The organism is Halococcus sp. AFM35 (assembly GCF_051195015.1).
Lineage (GTDB): Archaea > Halobacteriota > Halobacteria > Halobacteriales > Halococcaceae > Halococcus.
In genome coordinates, this window is sequence record NZ_JBNTJU010000013.1 from 29,978 (window position 1) to 51,269 (window position 21,292).

Genomic DNA, 21,292 nt, shown 5'->3' on the forward strand with positions numbered 1-21,292 from the left:
GGCCCGTCGGTGTGGTTCATGAACCGGGAGACTGTCGAACCGCGCGTTCGTGAGCTACCGGGCCCGCGCGCCCGTGAATGGGTCGAGCGCCAGCAGGCCGTCGCCGCGCCGAGCACCTACGTCTACGAGTTCGTCTGGGACCCGACCGAACCTGCGGAGGGTCCGTTCTGTACCGACACCGACGGCAACGTCTTCTTGGATTTCACCTGCCATGTCGGGGCCGCCCCGCTCGGCTACAACAACCCGAAAATCACCGAGCCGATGGCCGAATTCGACCTCGTCGACCCGCTGAAGACCGCCGGACAGGACTTCTATGTGGGTCCCGGTTCCTCCGAAAACCCCGATTTTCCGGGACCGGCAGGGCTGATGGAGCGACTCACTGACCTGACGAGCACGTACGACATGGACACGGTCTTCCTCTCGAACTCGGGAGCCGAAGCGGTCGAGAACGCCATCAAAGTCTGCTACGACGGCGGCGGCTCCTACGGCATCACCTTCCAAGGAGCCTTTCACGGCCGAACCCTCGGCGCGCTCTCGCTGAACCGCTCGAAGTCGGTCTATCGGCGTGATTTCCCCGAAATTTCGGGGATTCACGACGTGCCGTTCTGTCGTGAGCGAACCTGCGATGCAGAGAGCTGTTCGTGTGGTTTTTTCACCGGCGAGGGCTCGCAGCTCCGCCGGATGGTGAGCGACGAGGGGTCGGTCGCGCCCGAGGAAGTCGCCTACCTCATCATGGAGCCGATTCAGGGCGAGGGCGGCTATCGGTTCCCGAGCGAGGCGTTCATGCAGGAGGTCGCCGACGTCTGTGAGGAGTACGACATCACGCTCGTGGCCGACGAGATTCAATCCGGGATGGGGCGAACAGGGGAATGGTGGGGAGCCGACCACTACCCCATCGAACCCGACGTCATCACGGCCGCGAAGGGGCTGCGCGTCGGGGCGACGATTTCGCGCGCGGACGTTTTCCCCGAGGAGAAGGGGCGTCTCTCCTCGACGTGGGGTGCGGGCGACATCACCGCCTCCATGCAGGGCGCGCTCACCATCGACGCCATTGAAGAGTACGACCTCATGGAAAACGCCGTCGCGCGCGGCCGCCAGTTCACGGAGTACCTGCGCGATGCCGCCCCCGAGTCGGTCGTCGACGTGCGCGGCACGGGCCTGATGCTCGCCGTCGAGTTCGACACGCCCGAGACCCGCGACGCGGTCCTCGAAAACGCCTTCAAAAGTGGGCTGCTCACGCTCGCCTGTGGGCACAAAACGCTCAGGATTCTCCCACCGCTCGACGTCACCGAGCGCGAGATCGACCTCGGTGCGAGCATGCTGCTCGACGCCATCGAGTGACGGCTGCCGTGCAGTTGCGGCGGCGGTGCGGCCGCTGGGCGGTGCGGTCGCGGCCGGCGGTTTGCGGTAGCGGACCTTGACGGATGAAGGGCGAGGCGCGACCGCAGGGAGCGCCAAGGGCTTCTGCGGTGCTGAGGCGGTCAGCAGTGCGGTGCGGCGGTGGAGTGTCCGCGCGAGCGGAGCGAGGTTCGACCGAAGAGAGAACCTCGGAAGGCGAACGGCGAACGAAGTGAGCCGTGAGCAGCGAGCGCGGTTCGCCGCGAGTGAGCGAAGCGAGCGAGCGGGAAGTTTTTAGCGTAGCTTTTTGCAAGCGGGGGTCGGGCGAGTGAAGCGAGTCCGACCCCCCGCAGTAAAAAGGTACTTTAGAAGCCTTTTCCGAGCATCTCGCGGGCGATGACGTTCTTCTGGATCTCGCTGGTGCCCTCGTAGATCTGGGTGATCTTCGCGTCGCGGTAGAACCGTTCGACATCGAAGTCGTCGACGTAGCCCGCCCCGCCATGAATCTGGACGGCCTCGTCGGCGGTCTCGACAGCCACGCGGGAGGCGTATTCTTTCGCCATCGAGGCGAGCGTCGTCAGCTGTTCTTCTTTGTTGTCGACGCTCCATGCCGATTTGTAGGTGAGTTGGCGGGCAGCCTCGATCTGGGTGTTCATCTCGGCGAGTTTGTGCTGGATGGCCTGAAAGTCGCCGATGGGCCTTCCGAACTGTTCGCGCTCTTTCGCATAGTCCAGTGCGCGTTCGAGCGCACCCTTGGCGATGCCGACGCCTTGGGCCGCGACACCAGTTCTGGTGGCGTCGAAGAACTGCATCTGCTGGAGGAAGCCCGCCCCCTGCGTGCCCAAGAGGTTCTCCTCGGGCACGCGCACGTCGTCGAGGATGAGTTCAGCAGTATCGGAGGCGCGAATCCCGAGTTTGCCCGTTATCTTCTCGGCGGTGAACCCGTCCCTGTCGGATTCGACGATGATTTGCGAAAAGCCATTGTATCGGCCCTCGGCGTCGGGGTCGGTCTTGCAAAGCACGACGAAGAAATCGCCCACCGAGCCGTTGGTGATCCACATCTTGTTGCCGTTGATCACCCACTCGTCGCCGTCCTTTTCGGCGCGGGTCGAGACCGAGGAGACGTCCGAACCGGTGTCGGGTTCGGAGATGGCCGCCCCCGTGATGGCGTCGCCGTTCGCCACGGACGGCAGGTACTTCTGCTTTTGTTCTTCGGTTCCTGCTTCCACGATGGCTTCGCAGCCGAAGCCGGTGCTTGCCACGCAGAGACCGATACCCGGGTCCACTGCGAAGAGTTCCTCGATGACGATGGCCGTCTCCAGTGTGGAGTAGCCCGCACCGCCGTATTCGACCGGAATGGACGCCCCGAGCATACCCATCTCGCCGGCCGTCTCGATGAGGTCATGGGGATACTTCTCTTCCCTGTCGTACTCGCCGGCGATAGGTGCGATCTCGTTTTCGGCGAAGCGCCGCACTTCGTCGCGGATCTGCTTTTGCTCGTCGGACAGTTCGTAATCCATAATCGTCCGTTATACAGCACGCGCCAAATAATTTCGTAATCTGAGATAAACTCGTTCAGAGTTTCCAAGCACGGCAGACGTTCCGGTCGAAATCGTGGCCGTTCGAGGCTACTGTTGTTGAGACAGAAACGTTGAAACCGCGCCGGTGAGTTCTAACGATGAATCATGAACGTCGAGGACATCGAGACCATCGCGGTACTCGGAGCCGGAAACATGGGCCACGGTATCGCCGAGGTCGCCGCGCTCGCGGGCTACGACGTCCGCCTGCGCGATATCAACGAGGAGCTAGTTGAAAACGGCTACGACCAGCTCGAATGGAGCGTTGGCAAGCTCGAAGAGAAAGACCAGTTGACCGAGGAGGAGGCCGACGCCGCCCTCGAACGGGTGACACCATTGGTGGATTTGGAAGAGACCGTCTCGGGAACGGACTTCATCATCGAGGTCGTCCCCGAGAAGATGGACATCAAACAGGACGTGTATGGCGAGGTCGAACAGTACGCGCCCGAGGACGCCCTGTTCGCGACGAACACCTCCTCGCTGTCGATTACGGACCTCGCGGAGGTCACCGAACGGCCCGAGGGGTTCTGTGGAATGCATTTCTTCAATCCCCCTGTTCGGATGCAGCTCGTCGAGGTCATCTCCGGCGAGCACACCGCCGACGAGACCCTCGATACCGTCGAGGCACTCGCCGAGGAGTTCGGGAAGACCCCAGTACGAGTCCGCAAGGACAGTCCGGGATTCATCGTCAATCGTGTGCTCGTCCCGCTGATGAACGAGGCGGCGTGGCTCGTCGAGGACGACGTGGCGACGATGGGCGAGGTCGACAGCACCACGAAGTTCGACATGGGGCTGCCGATGGGAAGCTTCGAACTCGCCGATCAGGTGGGCATCGACGTCGGCTATCACGTGCTCGAATACATGCACGAGACGCTGGGCGATGCCTACGAGCCGTGTCCGCTGCTCGAAGCAAAGGTCGAGGCCGAGGAGTTGGGCAAGAAATCCGGCACGGGATTTTACGAGTACGACGAGGGCGACGGTGCGGACATCCCCACCGACGCCGGCAGCGAGGAAATCGAATCTCGATTACTGGCCGTGATGGCAAACGAGGTCGCCAAACTCGTCGGCAACGATGTCGCCCCTGCCGAGGACATCGACGAGGCCGTGATGCTCGGTGCTGGCTTCCCCCAAGGGCCGGCAAAAATGGCTGACGATGTGGGTCTCGATTCGCTGTACGAGACGCTTTCCGACCTTCACGACGAAACCGGTGCGCCACGATACGAACCCGCCGACTACCTCGACGAGCACGCCGGTGATGGGTTCTATGAAGGGGACGAGAGCGAGGACGGCGTCGACTTCGAGACCATCCGCATCGAACATCCGGGCGACATGGTGGGCAAAATCGTCATCGACCGGCCCCACCGGATGAACACTATCAACGCGCAGATCCTCGACGAACTCGACAGCGCCATCGACACCCTCGAAGACGACGATGACGTGCGCGCCATCCTGCTGGTCGGCGCGGGCGACGATGCGTTCTCGGCGGGTGCGGACGTCCAGTCGATGGCATCGAGCGCCGACCCGCTCGACGCGGCCGACCTCTCGCGGAAGGGCAAGGAGGCGTTCGGCAAACTCGAAGAATGCTCGATGCCGGTCGTCGCGGGTATCGACGGCTACTGTCTCGGCGGCGGGATGGAACTCTCGATGTGTGCCGACCTCCGGGTGGCCGCCGAACGTGCGGAGTTCGGCCAGCCCGAACTCGACCTCGGACTGATTCCGGGCTGGGGCGGCACCCAGCGCCTCCAGCACATCGTTGGTGAGGGCCGTGCGAAGGAGATCATTCTCACTGCCGAGCGCTACGACGCCGACGAGATGGAATCGTTCGGGTTCGTCAACCGAGTGGTTGCAAACGACGAGCTCGAAGACAGCGCGTACGACCTCGCGGCCGAGCTCGCGGCGGGACCCCCCATCGCCCACGAATTCGCCAAGCGCGCGATGGTGCGCGGCTGGGAGAACACCGAGGCGGGTTTCGAAATCGAATCCCAAGCCTTCGGCCATCTCGTCGGCACCGAGGACCTGATGGAGGGAATCACGGCGTTCATGGGCGATTCCGACCCCGAATTCGAGGGCAAGTGAGCGCGGAGCGGAACGCTTAACAGTCGGTATCGGGAACGGACGGATGCGTTCGCTCGGTTGGTGTAGTCCGGCCAATCATTTCGGCCTTTCGAGCCGATGACCGGGGTTCGAATCCCCGACCGAGCACTAAGACGGCTGCGCCGTCTTTCGATTTCCAGTAGTGGCAAAGGACAAAGAGACTCCATGCCACACGCCGATACGACTCAACGGAAGTGCCACCCCGCCGCCGTATGACGATTCCTGAAATGTCATGCCGAAAGACAGAGGTGGGATAATGGTAGAGTTTACGCGACCGCATCTTTCGAACGAGTTTTCGATTCACCGCTTCCGTTTTGGTTTCTACTGGATGATATTCGTCAGCAGCCAGTTGTGGTTCATATGTCTTTGCGTGAGAAGACGAGCTGGGTGCTGTGGTCGTTGAGCCACTGCGCGTGCGCTCTGTACTCAGGGTCGTACTCCGCAACGAGCGTCCAGAACGCCCTGTCGTGGCTGGATTCTTGAAGGTGAGCCAGTTCATGGACGAGTACGTAGTCCACAATTTCAGAAGGGGCCATCATGAGACGCCAGTTGAGGCTCAATGTACCCGATGTCGAACAGCTTCCCCACCGAGTGCGCTGGTTTCGGAGTTCTATCCCTTCGTACTCGACGCCCATCTCCCGTGCGTAGTTCTCGGTCCGCTTTTCGACGGTTTCCCGTGCTTTGCGTCGATACAGGGCCTCCAGAGCACGCTCTACTGACGTTTGTTCGACGTGGTGCTGTGCGAGTCTGAACGTCCCCTCATCGACAATCGACGAAGAACGTTGCTCGACGACTATCTCGTGGGAGTCGCCAAAATACGGGAATTCGGCTCCAGCCTCGAAGCGTCGCTCTGGAATGTCGTCTCGGTACGACTCGTATTTGTGCTTCCGTTCGATGACCCACGCCGCGTTCTCCGCAAGCAGTGTCTCCGGGTCGATTTCCGACTGCTCTGGCAGCACTATCCCTACACCGTGGATATCGACGTCAATCCGTGGCTCGGCAGCCTCCTCACTGCGACGCACTTGATAGGTGACTGGTTCGCCGAGCAGGGTGATTTCACGGGAACGTGTTTCAGGCATAGTTCTCGATGAGGTAGGTTCGTGTCGCGTCGGCGAACTCGTCGTTCATCAGGTGGTCGAGGTCATGGTCGACGACGAGTGTGTCCAAGAGGACGCGCTCTATCTCGCCGGCAGTCTGTGGGTTCGTCTTCCAGCCGGGATAGCCCCGGTCGACACGCTCCTCGAACGTTTCCACGATGTCCTCAGCGACCATCTCGGCCTGATTCTCCGAGTCGATATCGTCCGCATTCTCCTCGGTCAGATGCGTGTAGATGGCGAACTCCGCGTCGGTCATCCCGCGCTCTTCGGCTTCGCTCTCGACATCGAGAACTTCCTCTTCGACCGATTTCAGCGCCTCGACGGCTTCCGGGTCAGCCATATCGCCGCCCTGCCAGCGCTCGACGATATCGGTGACACGCTCGCTCAGGCGTTTGTATCGTGGGTTCTGTCCCGTCCGTGGGTGAAGGTGCTCGCGCGTGGCATGGGCGACCTGTGCGGCCGTTACGCTGGGGTTGTCCAGCCCTTCGACCTCTTCGAGGTACTCCTCTCCGAGCTTGTAGGTCGGGAAGTCGCGCTGTATCTCTTCGACGTCGATGTTGTCTTCGAGAATGTCGCGCGTTTTCTCGCGCATGTCTTTCTGCGGGGCGTCGTCGCCGGCGGTGGTTCGCTTGAACGCAACGTGTACCCGACTCAACCATGTGTATCGGTCCTGTATCCCTTCTTTGACGAGTCGCCCGTCCGGTGCGACCGATTCGTAGAGGTTCTGGAGTCGCCGAAAACCCTGTTTGAACTCGCGGCGTTCGGGATGGGTGCTGACGCGCTCGATGGCGCTACTGACGGCCTCTTGGCTGTCGTCTTTCGGAATGTCGTCGAAGAGACCCATCACCGTGTCCAGTTGTGAAACGAGGTCCTCGAACAGCTCGTCCTTGTCGCGGGCGGCGTAGGCCTTCGTTTCGGCGTCGTAGTCGAGCGCCTCGTCGATGCTCTCGAAGACGCCTTGGAAGTCCACGATTTCGCCGTTTTCCTTGCCTGCGGCCGGACGGTTCGTCCGGGCGATGGCCTGCATGAGATTGTGGTTTTTCAACTCCCGGTCGAGATACATCGTCTTCAGGATTGGCGCGTCGAACCCCGTCAGGAGCATCCCGTGAACGACCAGTAACTCCGGCGTCTCCTCCTGTTTGAACCGCTTGATTATCTCGTCGCGCTCTTCGGAATCTGTGTGAAACTGCTTGATGAGGTCCGAGTCGCCATTGGTCGCCGTATAGAGTACTTCGACCGCATCCTCGCCACGCTGTTCGACCAGTCGCTCGCCGTACATCGCGGCCGAGCGCCGACTGGGTGTGACGACCATCCCCTTCCACCCGTTCGGCACGACGTGCTCGTCGTAGTGCTGGCCGATTTCTTCGGCAGTGCGGTCGACCCGCGGCGCGAGTTCGGCGAGGGTCTTCGCAGTGACGGTTTCGCGGACGAACTCGCGCTTCTCGTCGGTGTTCATGCCGCGGAACTCGTGTTCGAACTGCTCGTCGAGACCGGTCTCGTCGATGTCCCACTCCATCTCGTGACGAAGCGTGAAGTACACCGGGAGAATCAGTCCGTCTTCGATACCCTGCTTGACGGAGTAGCGATGAAGGTAGTCCTCTCCCTCGGGCGAGAACTCGCGGAAGGTGTTGCGGTCCTCGTGGCGCTCGCCCTCGCGGACGGGTGTGCCAGTGAACCCGAAGTGGAAACCATCGGGAAGCGCCGCCTCAAGACGGCTTCCGAGGTCGGCTTCCATGAAGCGGTGGGCCTCGTCGCTCATCACGACGACTTCGTCGTTGCCCTGTATATCGGGACTGACGCTCTCGAATTTCTGAATAGTGGTGAGCACGAGTTGACTTTGGCCCTCCTCGATGAGTTCTTCGAGATGGTCGATGCTCTCGGCCGTGGTCCAGCGCTCCAGCGAGAGGTTCGCCAGCTGGTCGCGCATCTGGCTGTTGAGCTTGTCCGTGTCGACGATGACGAAGACCTGCGGGTTGTTCGCAACGTCCCGCGAGAGGAGGTTCTCGGCGGCATACAGCATCGTGAACGACTTGCCCGACCCTTGGGTGTGCCAGACGAGTCCGCGGTCATGCTCGCCCTCGCGCACCCGGTCGAGGATGGCGTTGACGGCATAGTATTGCATGTATCGCGGGACGATTTTCGCGTCGCCGCCCGCCCGTCGCTCGTAAAAGACGAAGTGCTTCAGGAGGTCGAGAACCGTCTCTGGGTTACAGAGCGCCCGCACTGCCTGCTGCATCCCGTTGTCGCTCTCGTAGATGTCCGGCGCGTCGTTCCACGGTTCGTAGAATTCCTTGGGTGCGCCAACTGCGCCGTAGCGGAGTTCCATCGTGTCGGCGGCGATGTTGAACAGACCGGGAACGAATAGCCGTGGGGTGTCCTCTTGGTAGGTCCGAAGGTCGCTCACGGCATCGTGCCAGTCGTTGTCCTGTGCGAGGCTCTTGAGTTCCATCGTCACCAGTGGAATCCCGTTGACGAACAGGTTCACGTCCGGACGGATGGTCGTCCCACGAGAAACGGAGAACTGGTTGACGGCATGAAAACGGTTGTTCTCGGGGGTTTCGAAGTCAATCAGGTCCACGTAGATGGTCTTGCTCACTCCATCGGCGCGCTTGACCGAGAAGGTCTTGCCCTTGGTGAGAAGCTCGTGAAACGCTTGATTCCCGTCCAGCAGGTTCTCGTGGTCGAGGTCGCGCTTCAGCGAGGAGATGAACTTCTCGACGTTCTCCTCGGTCATGTCATCGTTGAGTTTGACGACCTGCTCGGCCAGTAGGTCCCAGTAGATGACTTCGTTGCTCCGCCGGTCGTAGGTACTGTCGAGAACGTTCGCGCCCCGGCTGCCGTCCTGTCCGTGGGTTTCCCAGCCGACACCATCGAGCCACGAGAGGACGGACCGCTCGACGCCGCCCTCGTTCGGGACGCTGACCATATCCTTCGTTCGTGGGGATATGACAAGATGGTGTCGGTGCGTAACGAAACCGCCAGTCCCCGAACGCTGATTAGCCTGCGCTGTCAACGCTGTCAACAAGGATGTCACAGCAGGTCCGGCTGCAAGACCACGTGTATGAACGCATCCGCGCGAACAAGCACGACGATGAGTCGTTCAGCGAGGCCGTCGAGCGGCTCATCGGTGGCCGGTCGTTGCGCGACCTCCGTGGCGTGTTCGACGAGGATGAGGTGGCCGAAATGCGGGAAGCCGTCGACGCCGCCGACGAGCGAGACCGCGAAGAGGCCCGCGAGGTCGCCGAGCGTTTCGAATGATTGTCGATACGAGCTTCGTCTTGGACGTCATCGACGACGTGGAGGCGGCCGTCTCGCTGGAGCGCGAACTCGAAGCCGAGGGTGTGCCGCTCGTCATGCCGGCGATGACCATGCTGGGACTCTATATCGGCGTGGGAAAGGTGGCGAACTCGCCCGCCGAGCGCCGGACCGTCGAGGCGGTGCTGGATTCGTACCCGCTGGTGGCGATGACCCCTTCAATTGCTCGGCGTGCCGGACGACTCCTCGGCGAGCGCATGGCCGACGGTGACGACGGTCCTGGCATTGGGAAGGGTGATGCGGCAATCGCCGCGACCGCCATCGAGCGCGACGAACCCGTTCTCGCCGGCGATTCGCACTTCGACACGATTCCCGGCGTCACGCTCGAAACGTATCAGTGAGTCAGCCGTGCGCCAGCACCGCCTCGGGACCGCGACGTGGAGCAATGTTTTTAAAACCGTATATCGAAATATACAGCATGGCCAAAACGATTCGTGTCTCCGACGAGTACCACGACTTACTGAAGGCCCACAATCGTGCCGGTGAGACGATGGAAGAGACGTTACGCCGGATGACCGGCGGGCCGGACCCACGAGCACTGGCGGGTGTCCTTGACGAAGAGAACGCAAAGCGGATGGAAGAAGCCATCGAGAACCTGCGGGGACGGGACCGCGACTCGTTGGAGCAGTTGCGGACGGCGTTCGAGGACGGCGACGAATGATTCTCGACTCGGCGTATATCATCCACCTCATCCAGCGCCAGCCAGCAGCCTTTCAAAAGGGTGTCGAACTGTTCGAGTCCGGAACGGTTCGGCGGGTGCCCGTTCCGGTGCTCTTCGAGGTGTTTTACGGGGTCGAGTTCGCAGACAGCGAAGAACAGCGCCGACGGGCACGGAACGCGCTGATGGGCTACCCGACGGTCGAACTCGACGGCCACTTGGCGACGCTCGCGGCGGAACTGCTCGCAGGGGCAGACCGAGCGGCAAGCGGAGAGAGCGGTATCGAGGTGAACGACGCATACATCGGCGCGGCCGCGGTCTATTACGACGAGCCGGTGCTCACGCGGAACGTGAAGGACTTCGAGAAACTGTCGGGCGTCGCGGTCGAAACGTACTGATGAACGGGTGGACGCTACCGGCTGGCGGACTCGATTCGATACGCCGAGCGGGTCAGCCGTGCGCCAGCACCGCCTCGGGGATGTCGATATCCGCCTCGTGGGTGCGGACCGCGCCCGAGAGCAGGTCCTGCATGAGGCCCTGTTTGAGGTGTTTGAGTTGGTTTTTGTACTGTTGATTCGATTCAATCTGTGAGTCAATTCCGTCAATCCGCTCCGCGATTTCCTTCTGCTCGTCCATCGGTGGCAAGGGGAGTTTGACTTGCTGAATACTGTTGGCATTGATATTTGCTTGGCTTACCCCTTTTGTAGCAAAGTCCATCATTCGATTCTGCGCCTCAGAGGAGTTCATATAGTAGTTGAGATAATACGGGTCGACCAGTTCGTTCGTCTGCAAGCGAACTAAATAGGACGCGAAAACGTGGTCGCCTTCGAGTTCATAGATTCCGGTCTTTCCGACGAGTTCGAGGCTATTCGTCCTATTAAACAGAATATCGCCTGTCTCAACGCGGTATTTCTCGAACTCGTCATCATCGAGGTCGATATATTTCATTGGCTCCTCAATCATGTAGCCGTTCTCCATGTTGTTCATCCGGAAGATTGGATATTGGCCTTCTTCTGATAGACTTTCAGAAATCCCGTATTGCGCCGTATGTACCACGTCACCAATGCTAACATTGTCCCAGTGTGACGGGATTTCTCCTACTGGAGTCGATTCGTAAGTCTCGAAGTCTTCATGCCGTCCATGGAAAACGTCCTGCATCAGGGCATTTTTGACCACATGAGTTTGCTCGATGATTTCCTCGGTCTTCTGAATCGCTTGGTCAACGGTGTAGAGTACGGTGGCGATTTTGCGCTGTTCTTCGCGCGGTGGAAGCGGAACAGGAAGCAGGTCAAGTCGAGTTTTCGAGAGTTCGATTTGTCCGGTTGACCCGTTTACGCACATTGAATAGAGGAGAGCCTGACCAAGGTAGCTTTCTAAAAAATATCTGTGGAAGTGCGGATTCAATTCCTCGTCAGTACGGAGCAGCGTAACGTGCGAATCTATGGCTCTCCGTTCGTTGTCGGGATAGACTTGCGCTCGTCCGAGTGTCCCTTGTCCCGTTGAATTGAGAATTATATCTCCTGATTGTGGGAAGTATTTGCCTTTCCATCCCTCTGCAACCTCTTCATTCAAATACCGAAGATTCTCGAAGTGCCAGCCATCCCAGTAGATACATTCCTGATTGATTACGGGAACACCGTTGTCGTCATATGTTGGTTGTTTCCCTCTGGTGATTAGACGTTTAATATCGCCAAGGCGTTTCGCCGTCCAATCGCCGGGTGCTGATAGAGTAAACGGGCCAAACTGTTCCTGTTCTAATCCAGCAGCATCACGCTCTCTATTTGATGTGTCTTCGGTTCCCCCAGACTCAAATTCATCCAGCGTCGCCTCTTCACTCATAATTCAGCGCCTCCATGTGCTGGTTCATCCGTGCCTCTATCTCGTCGCGCTCGGCCTGCAACTCCCGCAGGTTCCCGAGTTCCGCGCTCACGTCGATGTCCTCCTCGGGTTCGGTCGTATCGACGTACAGCGCAATGTTCAGGTTGTAATCGTTCTCCCGAATCTCCGAAAGCCCCACCGTGCGACTCACGCGCTCCTCGGTCGTCCAGTCCCGAACGTTCGCCACGATGCGGTCGACCCCCGCGTCGGTGAGTTCGTTCTGATTCGAGAGTTCGTCATAGAACGCTTCGTCGGCGGCGTGGACGAACTGCACTTCGTTCTCGCGCTCGGCCGGCTTGTCGGTATTGAGGACGAGGATGGCCGACGGAATCGAGTTGTTCTGGAAGAGGTTCTCGGGCAGGCCGACGATAGCCTCCACCATGTCGTTTTCGAGCATCGGCTCACGGTAGCGCGATTCGTGCTTGCGGAAGAGCACGCCGTGGGGGATGACGATGGCGGCCTTTCCACCCGAGTCGTCACGCTCGGGTGTCTTCAGCTGCTCGGCCATGTGCATGATGAAGGCGTAGTCGCCCCGGTCGGCTCTGGGAAGTTTCTCGTGCCAGTCGAAGCGGCCATACGGGTCGTCCTGAAGGTCGTCTTTCGCCCAGTCCGCCGAGAACGGGAAGTTGGCGAGCACGCGGTCGAAGCGCTCCAGTTCGTCGCCGTCGGTGAACTGCGGGTTCGACAGCGAATCCTCGCGCTCGATGGTCCCGCCGAGCGCGTGAATCGAGAGGTTCATCTTGGCGATGGCGGCGATGTCGGGGTTGATTTCCTGTCCCGTGAACCGGAGCTTCGACGGGTCGCCGCCCTGCTCACGGTAGTATTTCGCGGCCTCGATGAGCATCCCGCCGGAACCCGCTGTCGGGTCGTGGAAGGTGTGGCCGTCCTCGAACTCGTCGACGAGCCGAACGCACAGTTGAACGATATGTGGCGGCGTGAAGAACTGCCCGCCGGATTTGCCCTCTTCCTCGGCGAAGTGGCGCACCAAGTCCATGTACGCCTCGCCGAGCATATCCGGTGGAACGTTCTCGCGGTCGAGATTGTATTTGCTCAGGTGCTCGACGAGCCTGCCGAGCCGGTCGTCATCGAGTGCGTCGGCGTCGATGTAGTCCGCACGGAAGAGTCCCTGAAGTTCGGGGTTCTCCTCGGTCAGCGCGTCGAACGCTTCGTTGAGCGCTTGGTCGACGTTATCGCTGACGGCACGGAGGTCGTCCCAGAGATACCCCTCGGGAACCACGGGCGTATCGAAGAGCTTCGGCCGACGGGCGTACTCCTCGCCGTAGTCGTCGAGATTCTCTTGATACTGCTTTTCGAACTCGTCGGAGATGGTTTTGTAGTAGACCAGCGGGAGGATGTACTCCTTGTAGTCCGTGGAATCGACCGCATCGCGGATGATGTCCGCGCACTTGAACAGATGAGAATCAAGCTCACCCAGAGTCAGGGGCATGGAGGGTTATCTCATCAGCGCGTCTTAGACTTCACGGTAGTCAGAGGGCTATCCAGCCCAGAAGGACCAGAAGGTGGCTTGTCGATGAACTGCAAGCGGGCCGTCCTCATACTGTCGGACGGAAATGCGTGAAGAGCGGATTTCGAGAATCCACGACAACGGGAGAATTTTCGTGTAGCGGGTTCTCGATCAGTTCTGTCCGATAGTATCAACTACGGGCCATTGGTGTGGCCGGGACGATTCGAGCAGACGAGTCGCGCGAAGCGATAGCGAGCGCGCCCGGACGAGTTCAATCCCTCGACCGAGCAGTTCTCGGGTTCTCTTCGGCGGCAGCACTTGTTGTGACATCTCTACCACCGATGTGAGCACTGGACACACGATATGTCGACCGCAGGTCCGTGATACCGCCCCTCGCGCAACCCTTATCCCCGGATGGGCGTTGGGTCTGCTTGCAATGGCAACTGGTACGGTCGACTTCTTCAACGACACGGGCGGTTACGGCTTTATCGACACTGAGGACTCCGAGGAGGACGTTTTCTTCCACATGGAGGACATCGGCGGCCCGGACCTCGAAGAGGACACCGAAGTCGAATTCGACATCGAACAGGCTGACAAAGGACCGCGAGCGACCAACGTTACCCGACAGTAACGCAGCTCGGCGGACGCGGACGAACGACGAACCATCGATTTTTATGCACAACTCGTCACCGAGCGACGGCCATCCGTGACGCGCGAGACCGCACCGAAAGAAATCGACGGCTCAGATCGCCGTCCAGCCGCCGTCGACGAACAGGAGCTGGCCGGTGATGTAGGAGGCGTCCTCGCTGGCGAGGAAGAGCGCCGCGCCGGCGTTGTCCTCGGGATGGCCGGCCCGACCCAGCGGCACGGGTTTGATGAATCCACCCTCGTCGCCGGCGGCCTGTTGGGCCTCGTCGGACCAGCCCTCGGTGAACTCGGTGGCTATCTGGCCCGGACCGATGGCGTTCACCCGGATGCCGTGCTCGGCGAGTTCGAGCGCCGTTCCCTTCGTGATCATCTTGATGGCTCCCTTCGTCGAGTCGTACTGGACTTGGCCGTGCTGGGCGACCCACGAGGAGATCGAGGCGGTGTTGACCACCGTACCGGGGTCGTCGCGGTCGATCATGTCCCGTGCGGCGGCCTGCGTCCCGAAGAACACGCCCTTGGGGTTCGTGTGGTGAAGCCGGTCGAAGTCCTCCTCGTCGACATCGAGGAAGGGTTCCGAGTGCTGGATGCCGGCGTTGTTCACCATCACGTCCACACCCCCGAACTCGCGGGCGGCCTCGACGACCGATTCCAGTTCGTTCGGGTCCGAGACGTCCGTTTCGACGTACTCGCCGGTGCTGCCCGACTCCGCAATGAGTCGATGGGTCGGCACGCTCTCCCCGTCCATCTTCGGCTCCTCGCGCACGTCGGCGACGATGACTGTCGCGCCCGCGCTCCCGAATCCGAGGGCGATTGCGCGCCCGATGCCCGCGCTGCCGCCGGTGACGATGACCGTTTCGTCGCTGTAGTCGAAGGTCGCCGTTCCCATAGCTCCTGCTGTGCCCGTTGTGGTATTAAATCCGCTGCCTGCCTTACTCGCGGCGGTCCTGCAACTGCACGACGCCCGGCTCGCCGACGTCCACCCGGTCGCCGATGGAGACGATCTCGACGACCCGTGGATACCGATAGGACGCCGCGTGCTCGTGGATGGCCTTCGGGTCCGCGCCGACGCCCTTCCACATGTCCCAGTGGACGGGCATCAGCCTGTCGAGTTCGAGCTGGTTCGTCGCCGCGACGACCTGCTCACCGTCGTTGTACCAGTCCGTGGGGTAGGTCTCTGGAGGGCTGTCCTCGGTGTGGAGGATGTTCCCCACAGTGCCGTAGGCGAACACGCCGAGGTCGATGTCGAACTCGTCGGCGATGTCCGCAAACTCCTCGGCTGGACGGGAGTCGCCGGCCGCGAAGAAGGTACCCGATTCGTGTTCGACGACGTAGGTCACGGGTTCTTCGGCATCCGGGTCATTCGCACCCCGGACGTGAATCGAGAGGTCGCCGACGGTGAAATCGTCGCCGGGTTCGACGGTCTCAGCGGGGGGTGCCTCGACGTCACCGTCGTAGTTCGGGGCGTCGTGAGAGGCCGCGGGTGCATAGAGGTCGCCGCCACAGTCCTCGACGAGCGCGCGGTGGGAGGGTGGATGCATGTGGTCGACGTGCTCGTGGGTGACGAGGACGGCGTCGCACAGCGTGGCGTCGGCAGGGTCCATCGGCACGGGAATCATCCGAATCGTACGCGGCGGCGACCCGTCGCCGAGGTACGGGTCGAGGTAGACCGTCGTTTCGGCGGTGCGGAGGACGTAGCCGTTGCAACCGAGATACCAGACCGCGAGTCCGTCCGGGTTGGCGGCCTCGATTTCGTCCTGTACGAACCAGTCGCCCCACGTCGAGTGGACCATACCGCGCAGGGTTCGCCCTCGATGCTGATATACTGTCGGGCGAAATCAGGCACTGCCGGGCGAAATCAGGCGTGGCGGTCGGCGCGTGGGAGCAGTGCGGGACCTTCGGTCCCGCAGGCCGTGCGAGCGGACACTTCGCGCTCGCGAGCAGACGCCGCAGGCGCAACTCGCGCGAGGGATGAGCGGAAAGATGCGACTGCAGGGAGCGAGTGGAGCGAATCGATTGGGAGGAATGGCTGTAATCTCTCGGTTGGATCGGGATTCGTCGTCAACGAATCCAGTATTGCTATCGGGTTCTGAAGTACGATCACTCGTCGGAGTCGACCTACTCGTAGGTTCGCCCGCCGGTTTTGTGCTCGTCGATGAACGCCCAGTCGTACTCGACGCCGAGACCCGGGCCGTCTGGCACGGGAACGGTGCCGTCGCCGTCGATGGAATCGAGTTGGTCGTCGTACTCCTCGTAGATGGGTGGGGCGGTGTTCTCGCAGTCGGGGTGGACCAGCGCCATCTCGTAGTAGTTCGCGTTGCGAGTCCCGGCCATGCAGTGGCGCTGGGCCGGGCCGGGCGAGTGGATTTCGACGTCCAGGCCGTGGCCCTCGGCCATGTGGGCGATCTTCATCGCGCCGGTGATGCCGGCGTCGTATTCGGGGTCTGCGCGCACGAAATCGGTCGCCTCGCGGTCAACGAAGTCGGTGTGGGATTCCAGTCCGCGGACGTGTTCGGTCTGAAGGATGGGCGTGTCCAACTGCTGGCGGAGCTTCCGGTGGGCGTGCTGGGAGAGACCGCCGTCGCGGAAGGGGTCCTCGTACCAGAGAAAGTCCTGTTCGTCACAGGCCCGGCCGACCTTCAGCGCGTCGGCGAAGGTCTCGTACTCGCAGGCCGGGTCTATCATCAGGTCCATCCCGGGTACGCGCTGGCCGACCGCGCGGACGGTCTCGATCTCACGGGCGATGTCCCGGCGGTCGTCGCTGCCGCCCCAGCCGTGAATCTTGAACCCGCCATACCCCATCTCGGCGCACTCTTCGGCGAAATCGGCGTAGGCCTCCGGCGAATCGAGTCCACCGTTATCGTCCGCGTGATAGGTCGAAGCGTAGGCAGGCAGGCGCTCGCGATACTGGCCGAGCAGTTCGGCGATGGATGCGTCGTAGCGCTTGCCCGCGAGGTCCCAGAGCGCGATGTCCACAGGACCGATGCCCATCCGGTCGTACTTGCGGAGGGCGCGTTTCATCTCCGACCAGTGGCGCTCGCGCCGGAGGGGATTCTTGCCGATGAGGGAGTCGGCGACCTCGTGGAACTGGGCGAACGCCGGCGAGTTGCCGCCGACGAACGCGCCGGTGAGGTCCGAGTCGGTGTGAATGCGGATGGCGAACAACCGGCGTTCGGTCGTCGTGCCGGGTTCGTAGACGAGGTTGAACCCTGGGTCCGAACCGACGTCCGAAAGCGAGTAACTGAACTCCGTCGTCTCGATGCGGGTGATTGCTGGCGGCATGGCGACGTGCTACACGACGGCGACGGAAAAGTCCGACTACCGTGCCCTCGAAGCGAGAATCGAATCGGTGATTGCCGCCGTCGAACGACACGCATGATTCATTTTCGGAAGTCACACGACGCATACTATCGATAGGCTATAAATAATCTGACGCAGTACCATCGCGTATGAAAATCGCCTACGTCCTCTCCCAGAACAAGGGTGGACTGCCACACTACGCCGCCGAACTCGCAAACGCCGTCGCCGACCACGCCGATGTCGCTGTGTTCAAGCCGGTCAAGACGAGCGCCGACGAGGTGTTCGCCGACGACGTCACCACCGTCGATGTCTTCGACACGATGAACATCTCCATCCCCGATATGTACAACCTCGATTTCGACGTGGCGAACAACCTCAAGGGGTTGCTCTCCTATCGGAATCTGAAACGAGTGCGGGAATTCGACCCGGACGTGATTCACGACCCGACCGACTTCTTCCCTCAAGTCAAGTTCTTTACAAAATTTCACCATTTGGACGACCAGTATCCGTTCGTCGTCACGTATCACGAAGTGCCACCCTCGCTCACGTCGCTGACGAACCCGCTCGGAACGCTCGAAGAACTCTTGAACGTCGTCATTCCGGACGCCGACATCGACCGCATCATCGTCCACAGTGACCAACAACGCACGGCGTTCGCCCGCCGACTGCGCCGCGGCGGCATCGACGTCATCCCCCACGGGGTCTACGATTTCTTCACCGACTACGATTACGAGGAACGGCCCGAAGAGCCATACACGGTGCTCTTTTTCGGCAACATCTTTCCCGGTAAGGGACTGGACGTGCTCGCCGAGGCAATCGAACTTGCGAGCCGAGAGGTTCCCGACATCCGGCTCGTCATCGCGGGTGATGGGCCGCTCTCGGAGCGAACACAGCAGTTCATCGAGCGTGCCGACGACGAGCGTTTCGAGGTCCACAACTACTTCCTGCCGAACGAGCGGGTGGGAGAGTTCTTCTCGCGGGCCGCGCTCGTTGCCCTTCCCTACCGCGAGGAGAGCGGCGACGGGACGAAGGGCCACAGCGGCGCGCTCTCGACGGCGCACTCGTTCGGTAAACCCGTCGTCGCCACGCGGACCGGCGACTTTCCCGCGCAGGTCGAGGACACTGATTCGGGATTGGTCGTCCCCCCGGAGGACCCGACGGCGCTCGCCGGGGCAATCGTTTCGCTGCTCGAAGACGACGGGAAGAGTGAAAAGATGGCAGCGAACAGTCATAGACAGGCCGAACGCCTCTCGTGGGCGAACGTCGCCGAGCGGCACATTGATGTCTACGAGGCGGCAATCGAGGCCCATCGCGCGACCGGTGGCCGCTAAGGGGTGCTTCGATGGCTTTCCCGCCATAACGGGTCAATACCTATCTCTTCTTTGTCCGTAGCGGCAGGGAAGAATGGGTCCTTCAGAGCCGCTCTCTGCACTCACGGCGGTCGACACGGTGGAAAACGTGCAGGTCTACGTGGCGGATTCGGTGCGCTACGACGCCCTTCCCGACCGGGTGAGCAGACGTGGGGTAACGGCGCGAGCCATCGCGCCGAGTACGTGTTCGCACAGCTCGTTCCCATCGCTCATGTCCGGGACGTATCCGGCGACACACGAACTCTGGCGCGAGACCGAGCGCCTCCCCGAAAAGCCCGAGCTGCTCCGTGAGCGAAACGGAACGATGGTCGGCTTCGACACCGAAACGCAGTATATCGAATACGACCGAAAACCCCCGTTGCGGTGGGTGCACATGGACCACGAGTCGAGACTCGACGCGATGAAACCACCGTTCGTTCACGTCACCTTCGATATCGGTGCGCACTCACCGTACGGCTTTCACAACGGCGTCTACGAACGCCGCAAGGACTTCTTCAGGGATTACTCCGACGAAACGGTGTTGCGCGAGCGCTACCGCAACGACTGTGTGGACTCGGCCGACCGGTTTCTCACCCTCCTCGACCGGCTTGCCGAACGCGACCTGCTGGCGCGCACGCTCGTCGTGTTCACCGCCGACCACGCCGAACTGCTCGGCGAGACCGAAAACGGTGGGCGGTTCGGCCATCTCCACCCCGTCTGTCCTGACCTCGTGAACGTTCCGGTCGTGTTCATGGGTGCGGGTCTCCCGGCCGGCGAGAGCTATTCCGGCGTGCTCTCGGGTCTCGACGTCGCTCCGACGGCGCTCGCCGCGCTCGGGCGACCCATCCCCGACGACATCGAAGGGAGCGAGGTCTGGAACACTGTTCCACGCTCCGACCGGCGGGTGCGTACGGACGTCTGGGCACACCGCGCGCTCGACGTGTTCGGCCGGGAGTCGTCGGCGGATGCGTACGCCGCGACGTCGGTATGGGACGCCGATGGGGGAATCGTCTTCCACCGGAAATCGGCGCTCGCACGGGCGGCGTACGTCTGCCCGAACAACTACCTCGGGCGGCCGTCGGCGGCCGTGCGCGCGAACTGGACGCCACGAAAACAGGCACGATTCCTCCGCATCTACTTCTCGCCACGAGTGACACACGGCCGACCGAACTTCGACGCCGACGACGCCACGAAACTCGTTCCGCCACAGTTCGAGAGACGAACGTACGACCGCGGACGTGCCGAGCACGCCGACCACTCGGTGGCCCCGCCTCGTTTCGTGCGACGTCTCGTCTGAACGGTACCATGTGCATGGTCTGACGCCTCTGCCAATGACGAATGGTTATTAGCTAGTGTGAGCAATGGTATTGAATGAATAGGACATCGCCATCCGATGAAGCCGTCCTCGTGACGTCCGGTAGTCAATCCGGAGCCTACCAGTGCGTTCGGTCGCTCGGCATGCACGACATCCCGGTTATCGGCGTCGCCAACGAAGTCAGTGCTCCATTCGTCTCGAAATACTGTGAAGAGTTCATCCCCGTTCCCTCGCCGCTCGACGACTGGGGAGCCTACCGGGATGCCCTGTTTGACATCGTCGCCGAGCGCCCTGTCTCGACGGTCATCCCCTGTGGGGAGACCGATGCCTACCTGCTCTCGAAATATCGTGGGAAGTTCGGCGAACACGTCTCGCTGGTCGTGCCCTCGCTCGACAGTCTCGAAACGGTCCATGACCGATTGCGACTGGCTGCGGCCGCGGCGGACGCGGGCGTGCCCGTCCCGAGAACGCGATTGCTCTCCGAGACCGACGACTGGTCCGAGAGGGTCATCATCAAATCCCGGTACAACCTCCTGACGAACGACTACATCGACTCGTACCCGCCGGCGACGATGGACGTGACCAAAGCGGTCATCCACCCGGAACCGGGCGAGCAACCGGACCGCGCGGCGATTCGAACGGAGTTGGCACACGACCCTATCGTCCAGGAGTTCGTCGAGAAGGGCAACGAGTACGTCTTCGCCGCGCTGTACGACCACGGCGAGGCGCTTGCGACCTTCCAGCACAGACAGATTCGTGGCAATTCCTACACCGGCGGTGGCGGGGTCTATCGTGAATCCGTGTTCATCGAGGAACTCGAACGGGTCGGCCGGGCACTGCTCGACCACCTCGACTGGCACGGGCTGGCGTGTATCGAGTACATCGAGGACGCCAATACCGGGGAGTTCGTCCTCGTCGAAATCAACCCCCGGATGTGGCAGTCGCTGCCCGTGGCGGTCCGTGCCGGTGCGGACTTCCCGTACTACTACTGGCTCGCTGCAACGGGCCACTCCGAGCGAATCGAACCGGGCTATGACACCGGCGTCGGCTGCCATCGTCTCGACGGCGAACTGGGCTATCTCGTGAGCCTCTTTCGGGACTCCTCCCCACACGTCGAGCGCCCGGCCCTCCGCACGACGCTGTGGGAGCTGCTTCGGTCCTGTATCGAACAGCCGAGCTTCGATTTCGCCCACGTTGACGACCCGCGGCCCCTGTTCCACGGCGTTCGAGACGTCCTCACATAGATGACGCGCAGGTGGCG

At 61.5% G+C, this 21,292-nt stretch carries 18 protein-coding genes and 1 tRNA gene; 11 read left to right on the top strand and 8 right to left on the bottom strand.

The window, feature by feature from the left end:
• Window positions 1-18: 18 nt before the first annotated feature.
• The gene (locus ACQUQO_RS11335) at window positions 19-1,341 is read left to right on the top strand and encodes an aminotransferase class III-fold pyridoxal phosphate-dependent enzyme (RefSeq protein ID WP_435078128.1); all 1,323 of its coding nucleotides are present in this window, start codon (window positions 19-21) and stop codon (window positions 1,339-1,341) included.
• 362 nt (window positions 1,342-1,703) lie between these two features.
• Here ACQUQO_RS11335 and ACQUQO_RS11340 read toward each other — a convergent pair whose 3' ends face one another.
• A complete protein-coding gene (locus tag ACQUQO_RS11340) occupies window positions 1,704-2,858 on the bottom strand; it encodes an acyl-CoA dehydrogenase family protein (RefSeq protein ID WP_435078129.1) in 1,155 nt (384 codons plus the stop codon).
• Window positions 2,859-3,023: 165 nt separating this feature from the next.
• Between ACQUQO_RS11340 and ACQUQO_RS11345 the strand changes: the two genes are divergently transcribed.
• Both ACQUQO_RS11345 and ACQUQO_RS11350 read left to right on the top strand, forming a co-directional pair.
• Window positions 3,024-4,991: a 3-hydroxyacyl-CoA dehydrogenase/enoyl-CoA hydratase family protein gene (locus ACQUQO_RS11345; RefSeq protein WP_435078130.1), complete on the top strand. Its 1,968-nt coding sequence runs from the start codon at window positions 3,024-3,026 to the stop codon at window positions 4,989-4,991.
• 51 nt (window positions 4,992-5,042) lie between these two features.
• Window positions 5,043-5,117 (top strand) — tRNA-Glu (locus ACQUQO_RS11350).
• Window positions 5,118-5,365: 248 nt separating this feature from the next.
• Here the strand turns inward: ACQUQO_RS11350 and ACQUQO_RS11355 are convergent.
• Complete coding sequence (locus ACQUQO_RS11355) at window positions 5,366-6,088, bottom strand: M48 family metallopeptidase (RefSeq protein ID WP_435078131.1); 723 nt, start codon at window positions 6,086-6,088, stop codon at window positions 5,366-5,368.
• On the bottom strand, window positions 6,081-9,032 hold the full coding sequence (locus ACQUQO_RS11360) for a type I restriction endonuclease subunit R (RefSeq protein WP_435078132.1): 2,952 nt from the start codon (window positions 9,030-9,032) through the stop codon (window positions 6,081-6,083). Before ACQUQO_RS11360 ends, ACQUQO_RS11355 begins: the two co-directional genes overlap by 8 nt.
• Before the next feature lie 101 nt (window positions 9,033-9,133).
• On the opposite strand from ACQUQO_RS11360, the gene ACQUQO_RS11365 reads away from it, so the two are divergent.
• The 4 genes from ACQUQO_RS11365 to ACQUQO_RS11380 all read left to right on the top strand — a co-directional run bounded on the left by ACQUQO_RS11365 (window position 9,134) and on the right by ACQUQO_RS11380 (window position 10,477).
• Window positions 9,134-9,364 (top strand): DUF7557 family protein, encoded by a 231-nt coding sequence (locus ACQUQO_RS11365; RefSeq protein WP_435078133.1) that lies wholly within the window; start codon window positions 9,134-9,136, stop codon window positions 9,362-9,364.
• Complete coding sequence (locus ACQUQO_RS11370; RefSeq protein ID WP_435078134.1) at window positions 9,361-9,762, top strand: PIN domain-containing protein; 402 nt, start codon at window positions 9,361-9,363, stop codon at window positions 9,760-9,762. The genes ACQUQO_RS11365 and ACQUQO_RS11370 overlap by 4 nt, the downstream gene beginning before the upstream one ends.
• 77 nt (window positions 9,763-9,839) lie before the next feature.
• Window positions 9,840-10,082 carry a hypothetical protein gene (locus ACQUQO_RS11375; protein ID WP_435078135.1) on the top strand — a complete coding sequence of 81 codons (243 nt, stop codon included), beginning with the start codon at window positions 9,840-9,842 and terminating at the stop codon, window positions 10,080-10,082.
• Window positions 10,079-10,477 (top strand): PIN domain-containing protein, encoded by a 399-nt coding sequence (locus ACQUQO_RS11380; protein WP_435078136.1) that lies wholly within the window; start codon window positions 10,079-10,081, stop codon window positions 10,475-10,477. Before ACQUQO_RS11375 ends, ACQUQO_RS11380 begins: the two co-directional genes overlap by 4 nt.
• 52 nt (window positions 10,478-10,529) lie before the next feature.
• Here ACQUQO_RS11380 and ACQUQO_RS11385 read toward each other — a convergent pair whose 3' ends face one another.
• Both ACQUQO_RS11385 and ACQUQO_RS11390 read right to left on the bottom strand, forming a co-directional pair.
• On the bottom strand, window positions 10,530-11,918 hold the full coding sequence (locus ACQUQO_RS11385; protein ID WP_435078137.1) for a restriction endonuclease subunit S: 1,389 nt from the start codon (window positions 11,916-11,918) through the stop codon (window positions 10,530-10,532).
• Window positions 11,911-13,404 (bottom strand): type I restriction-modification system subunit M, encoded by a 1,494-nt coding sequence (locus ACQUQO_RS11390; RefSeq protein ID WP_435078138.1) that lies wholly within the window; start codon window positions 13,402-13,404, stop codon window positions 11,911-11,913. The genes ACQUQO_RS11385 and ACQUQO_RS11390 overlap by 8 nt, the downstream gene beginning before the upstream one ends.
• Window positions 13,405-13,858: 454 nt before the next feature.
• On the opposite strand from ACQUQO_RS11390, the gene ACQUQO_RS11395 reads away from it, so the two are divergent.
• Window positions 13,859-14,053 carry a cold-shock protein gene (locus ACQUQO_RS11395; RefSeq protein WP_004052044.1) on the top strand — a complete coding sequence of 65 codons (195 nt, stop codon included), beginning with the start codon at window positions 13,859-13,861 and terminating at the stop codon, window positions 14,051-14,053.
• A 111-nt stretch (window positions 14,054-14,164) separates the two neighbouring features.
• Here the strand turns inward: ACQUQO_RS11395 and ACQUQO_RS11400 are convergent, their stop codons facing one another.
• The 3 genes from ACQUQO_RS11400 to ACQUQO_RS11410 form a co-directional block, all read right to left on the bottom strand.
• Window positions 14,165-14,956, bottom strand: coding sequence for an SDR family NAD(P)-dependent oxidoreductase (locus ACQUQO_RS11400; RefSeq protein WP_435078139.1), 792 nt, complete (start codon window positions 14,954-14,956; stop codon window positions 14,165-14,167).
• Between the two features lie 43 nt (window positions 14,957-14,999).
• Window positions 15,000-15,860 carry an MBL fold metallo-hydrolase gene (locus tag ACQUQO_RS11405; protein WP_435078140.1) on the bottom strand — a complete coding sequence of 287 codons (861 nt, stop codon included), beginning with the start codon at window positions 15,858-15,860 and terminating at the stop codon, window positions 15,000-15,002.
• Between the two features lie 325 nt (window positions 15,861-16,185).
• Complete coding sequence (locus tag ACQUQO_RS11410; protein ID WP_435078141.1) at window positions 16,186-17,349, bottom strand: enolase C-terminal domain-like protein; 1,164 nt, start codon at window positions 17,347-17,349, stop codon at window positions 16,186-16,188.
• Between the two features lie 167 nt (window positions 17,350-17,516).
• Between ACQUQO_RS11410 and ACQUQO_RS11415 the strand changes: the two genes are divergently transcribed.
• From ACQUQO_RS11415 to ACQUQO_RS11425, 3 genes are all read left to right on the top strand, one after another.
• Window positions 17,517-18,698 (top strand): glycosyltransferase family 4 protein, encoded by a 1,182-nt coding sequence (locus ACQUQO_RS11415; protein WP_435078142.1) that lies wholly within the window; start codon window positions 17,517-17,519, stop codon window positions 18,696-18,698.
• Window positions 18,699-18,771: 73 nt separating this feature from the next.
• Entirely contained in the window at window positions 18,772-20,013 is a 1,242-nt protein-coding gene (locus ACQUQO_RS11420; protein ID WP_435078143.1) for a sulfatase-like hydrolase/transferase, read from the top strand.
• Between the two features lie 74 nt (window positions 20,014-20,087).
• Complete coding sequence (locus tag ACQUQO_RS11425) at window positions 20,088-21,275, top strand: carboxylate--amine ligase (RefSeq protein ID WP_435078144.1); 1,188 nt, start codon at window positions 20,088-20,090, stop codon at window positions 21,273-21,275.
• Window positions 21,276-21,292: the final 17 nt, after the last annotated feature.

Coding starts and splice junctions, on each gene's coding strand:
- ACQUQO_RS11335 (WP_435078128.1), top strand. CDS start 19: ATGAACCGGGAGACTGTCGAACCGCGCGTTCGTGAGCTACCGGGCCCG.
- ACQUQO_RS11340 (WP_435078129.1), bottom strand. CDS start 2,858: ATGGATTACGAACTGTCCGACGAGCAAAAGCAGATCCGCGACGAAGTG.
- ACQUQO_RS11345 (WP_435078130.1), top strand. CDS start 3,024: ATGAACGTCGAGGACATCGAGACCATCGCGGTACTCGGAGCCGGAAAC.
- ACQUQO_RS11355 (WP_435078131.1), bottom strand. CDS start 6,088: ATGCCTGAAACACGTTCCCGTGAAATCACCCTGCTCGGCGAACCAGTC.
- ACQUQO_RS11360 (WP_435078132.1), bottom strand. CDS start 9,032: ATGGTCAGCGTCCCGAACGAGGGCGGCGTCGAGCGGTCCGTCCTCTCG.
- ACQUQO_RS11365 (WP_435078133.1), top strand. CDS start 9,134: ATGTCACAGCAGGTCCGGCTGCAAGACCACGTGTATGAACGCATCCGC.
- ACQUQO_RS11370 (WP_435078134.1), top strand. CDS start 9,361: ATGATTGTCGATACGAGCTTCGTCTTGGACGTCATCGACGACGTGGAG.
- ACQUQO_RS11375 (WP_435078135.1), top strand. CDS start 9,840: ATGGCCAAAACGATTCGTGTCTCCGACGAGTACCACGACTTACTGAAG.
- ACQUQO_RS11380 (WP_435078136.1), top strand. CDS start 10,079: ATGATTCTCGACTCGGCGTATATCATCCACCTCATCCAGCGCCAGCCA.
- ACQUQO_RS11385 (WP_435078137.1), bottom strand. CDS start 11,918: ATGAGTGAAGAGGCGACGCTGGATGAATTTGAGTCTGGGGGAACCGAA.
- ACQUQO_RS11390 (WP_435078138.1), bottom strand. CDS start 13,404: ATGCCCCTGACTCTGGGTGAGCTTGATTCTCATCTGTTCAAGTGCGCG.
- ACQUQO_RS11395 (WP_004052044.1), top strand. CDS start 13,859: ATGGCAACTGGTACGGTCGACTTCTTCAACGACACGGGCGGTTACGGC.
- ACQUQO_RS11400 (WP_435078139.1), bottom strand. CDS start 14,956: ATGGGAACGGCGACCTTCGACTACAGCGACGAAACGGTCATCGTCACC.
- ACQUQO_RS11405 (WP_435078140.1), bottom strand. CDS start 15,860: ATGGTCCACTCGACGTGGGGCGACTGGTTCGTACAGGACGAAATCGAG.
- ACQUQO_RS11410 (WP_435078141.1), bottom strand. CDS start 17,349: ATGCCGCCAGCAATCACCCGCATCGAGACGACGGAGTTCAGTTACTCG.
- ACQUQO_RS11415 (WP_435078142.1), top strand. CDS start 17,517: ATGAAAATCGCCTACGTCCTCTCCCAGAACAAGGGTGGACTGCCACAC.
- ACQUQO_RS11420 (WP_435078143.1), top strand. CDS start 18,772: ATGGGTCCTTCAGAGCCGCTCTCTGCACTCACGGCGGTCGACACGGTG.
- ACQUQO_RS11425 (WP_435078144.1), top strand. CDS start 20,088: ATGAATAGGACATCGCCATCCGATGAAGCCGTCCTCGTGACGTCCGGT.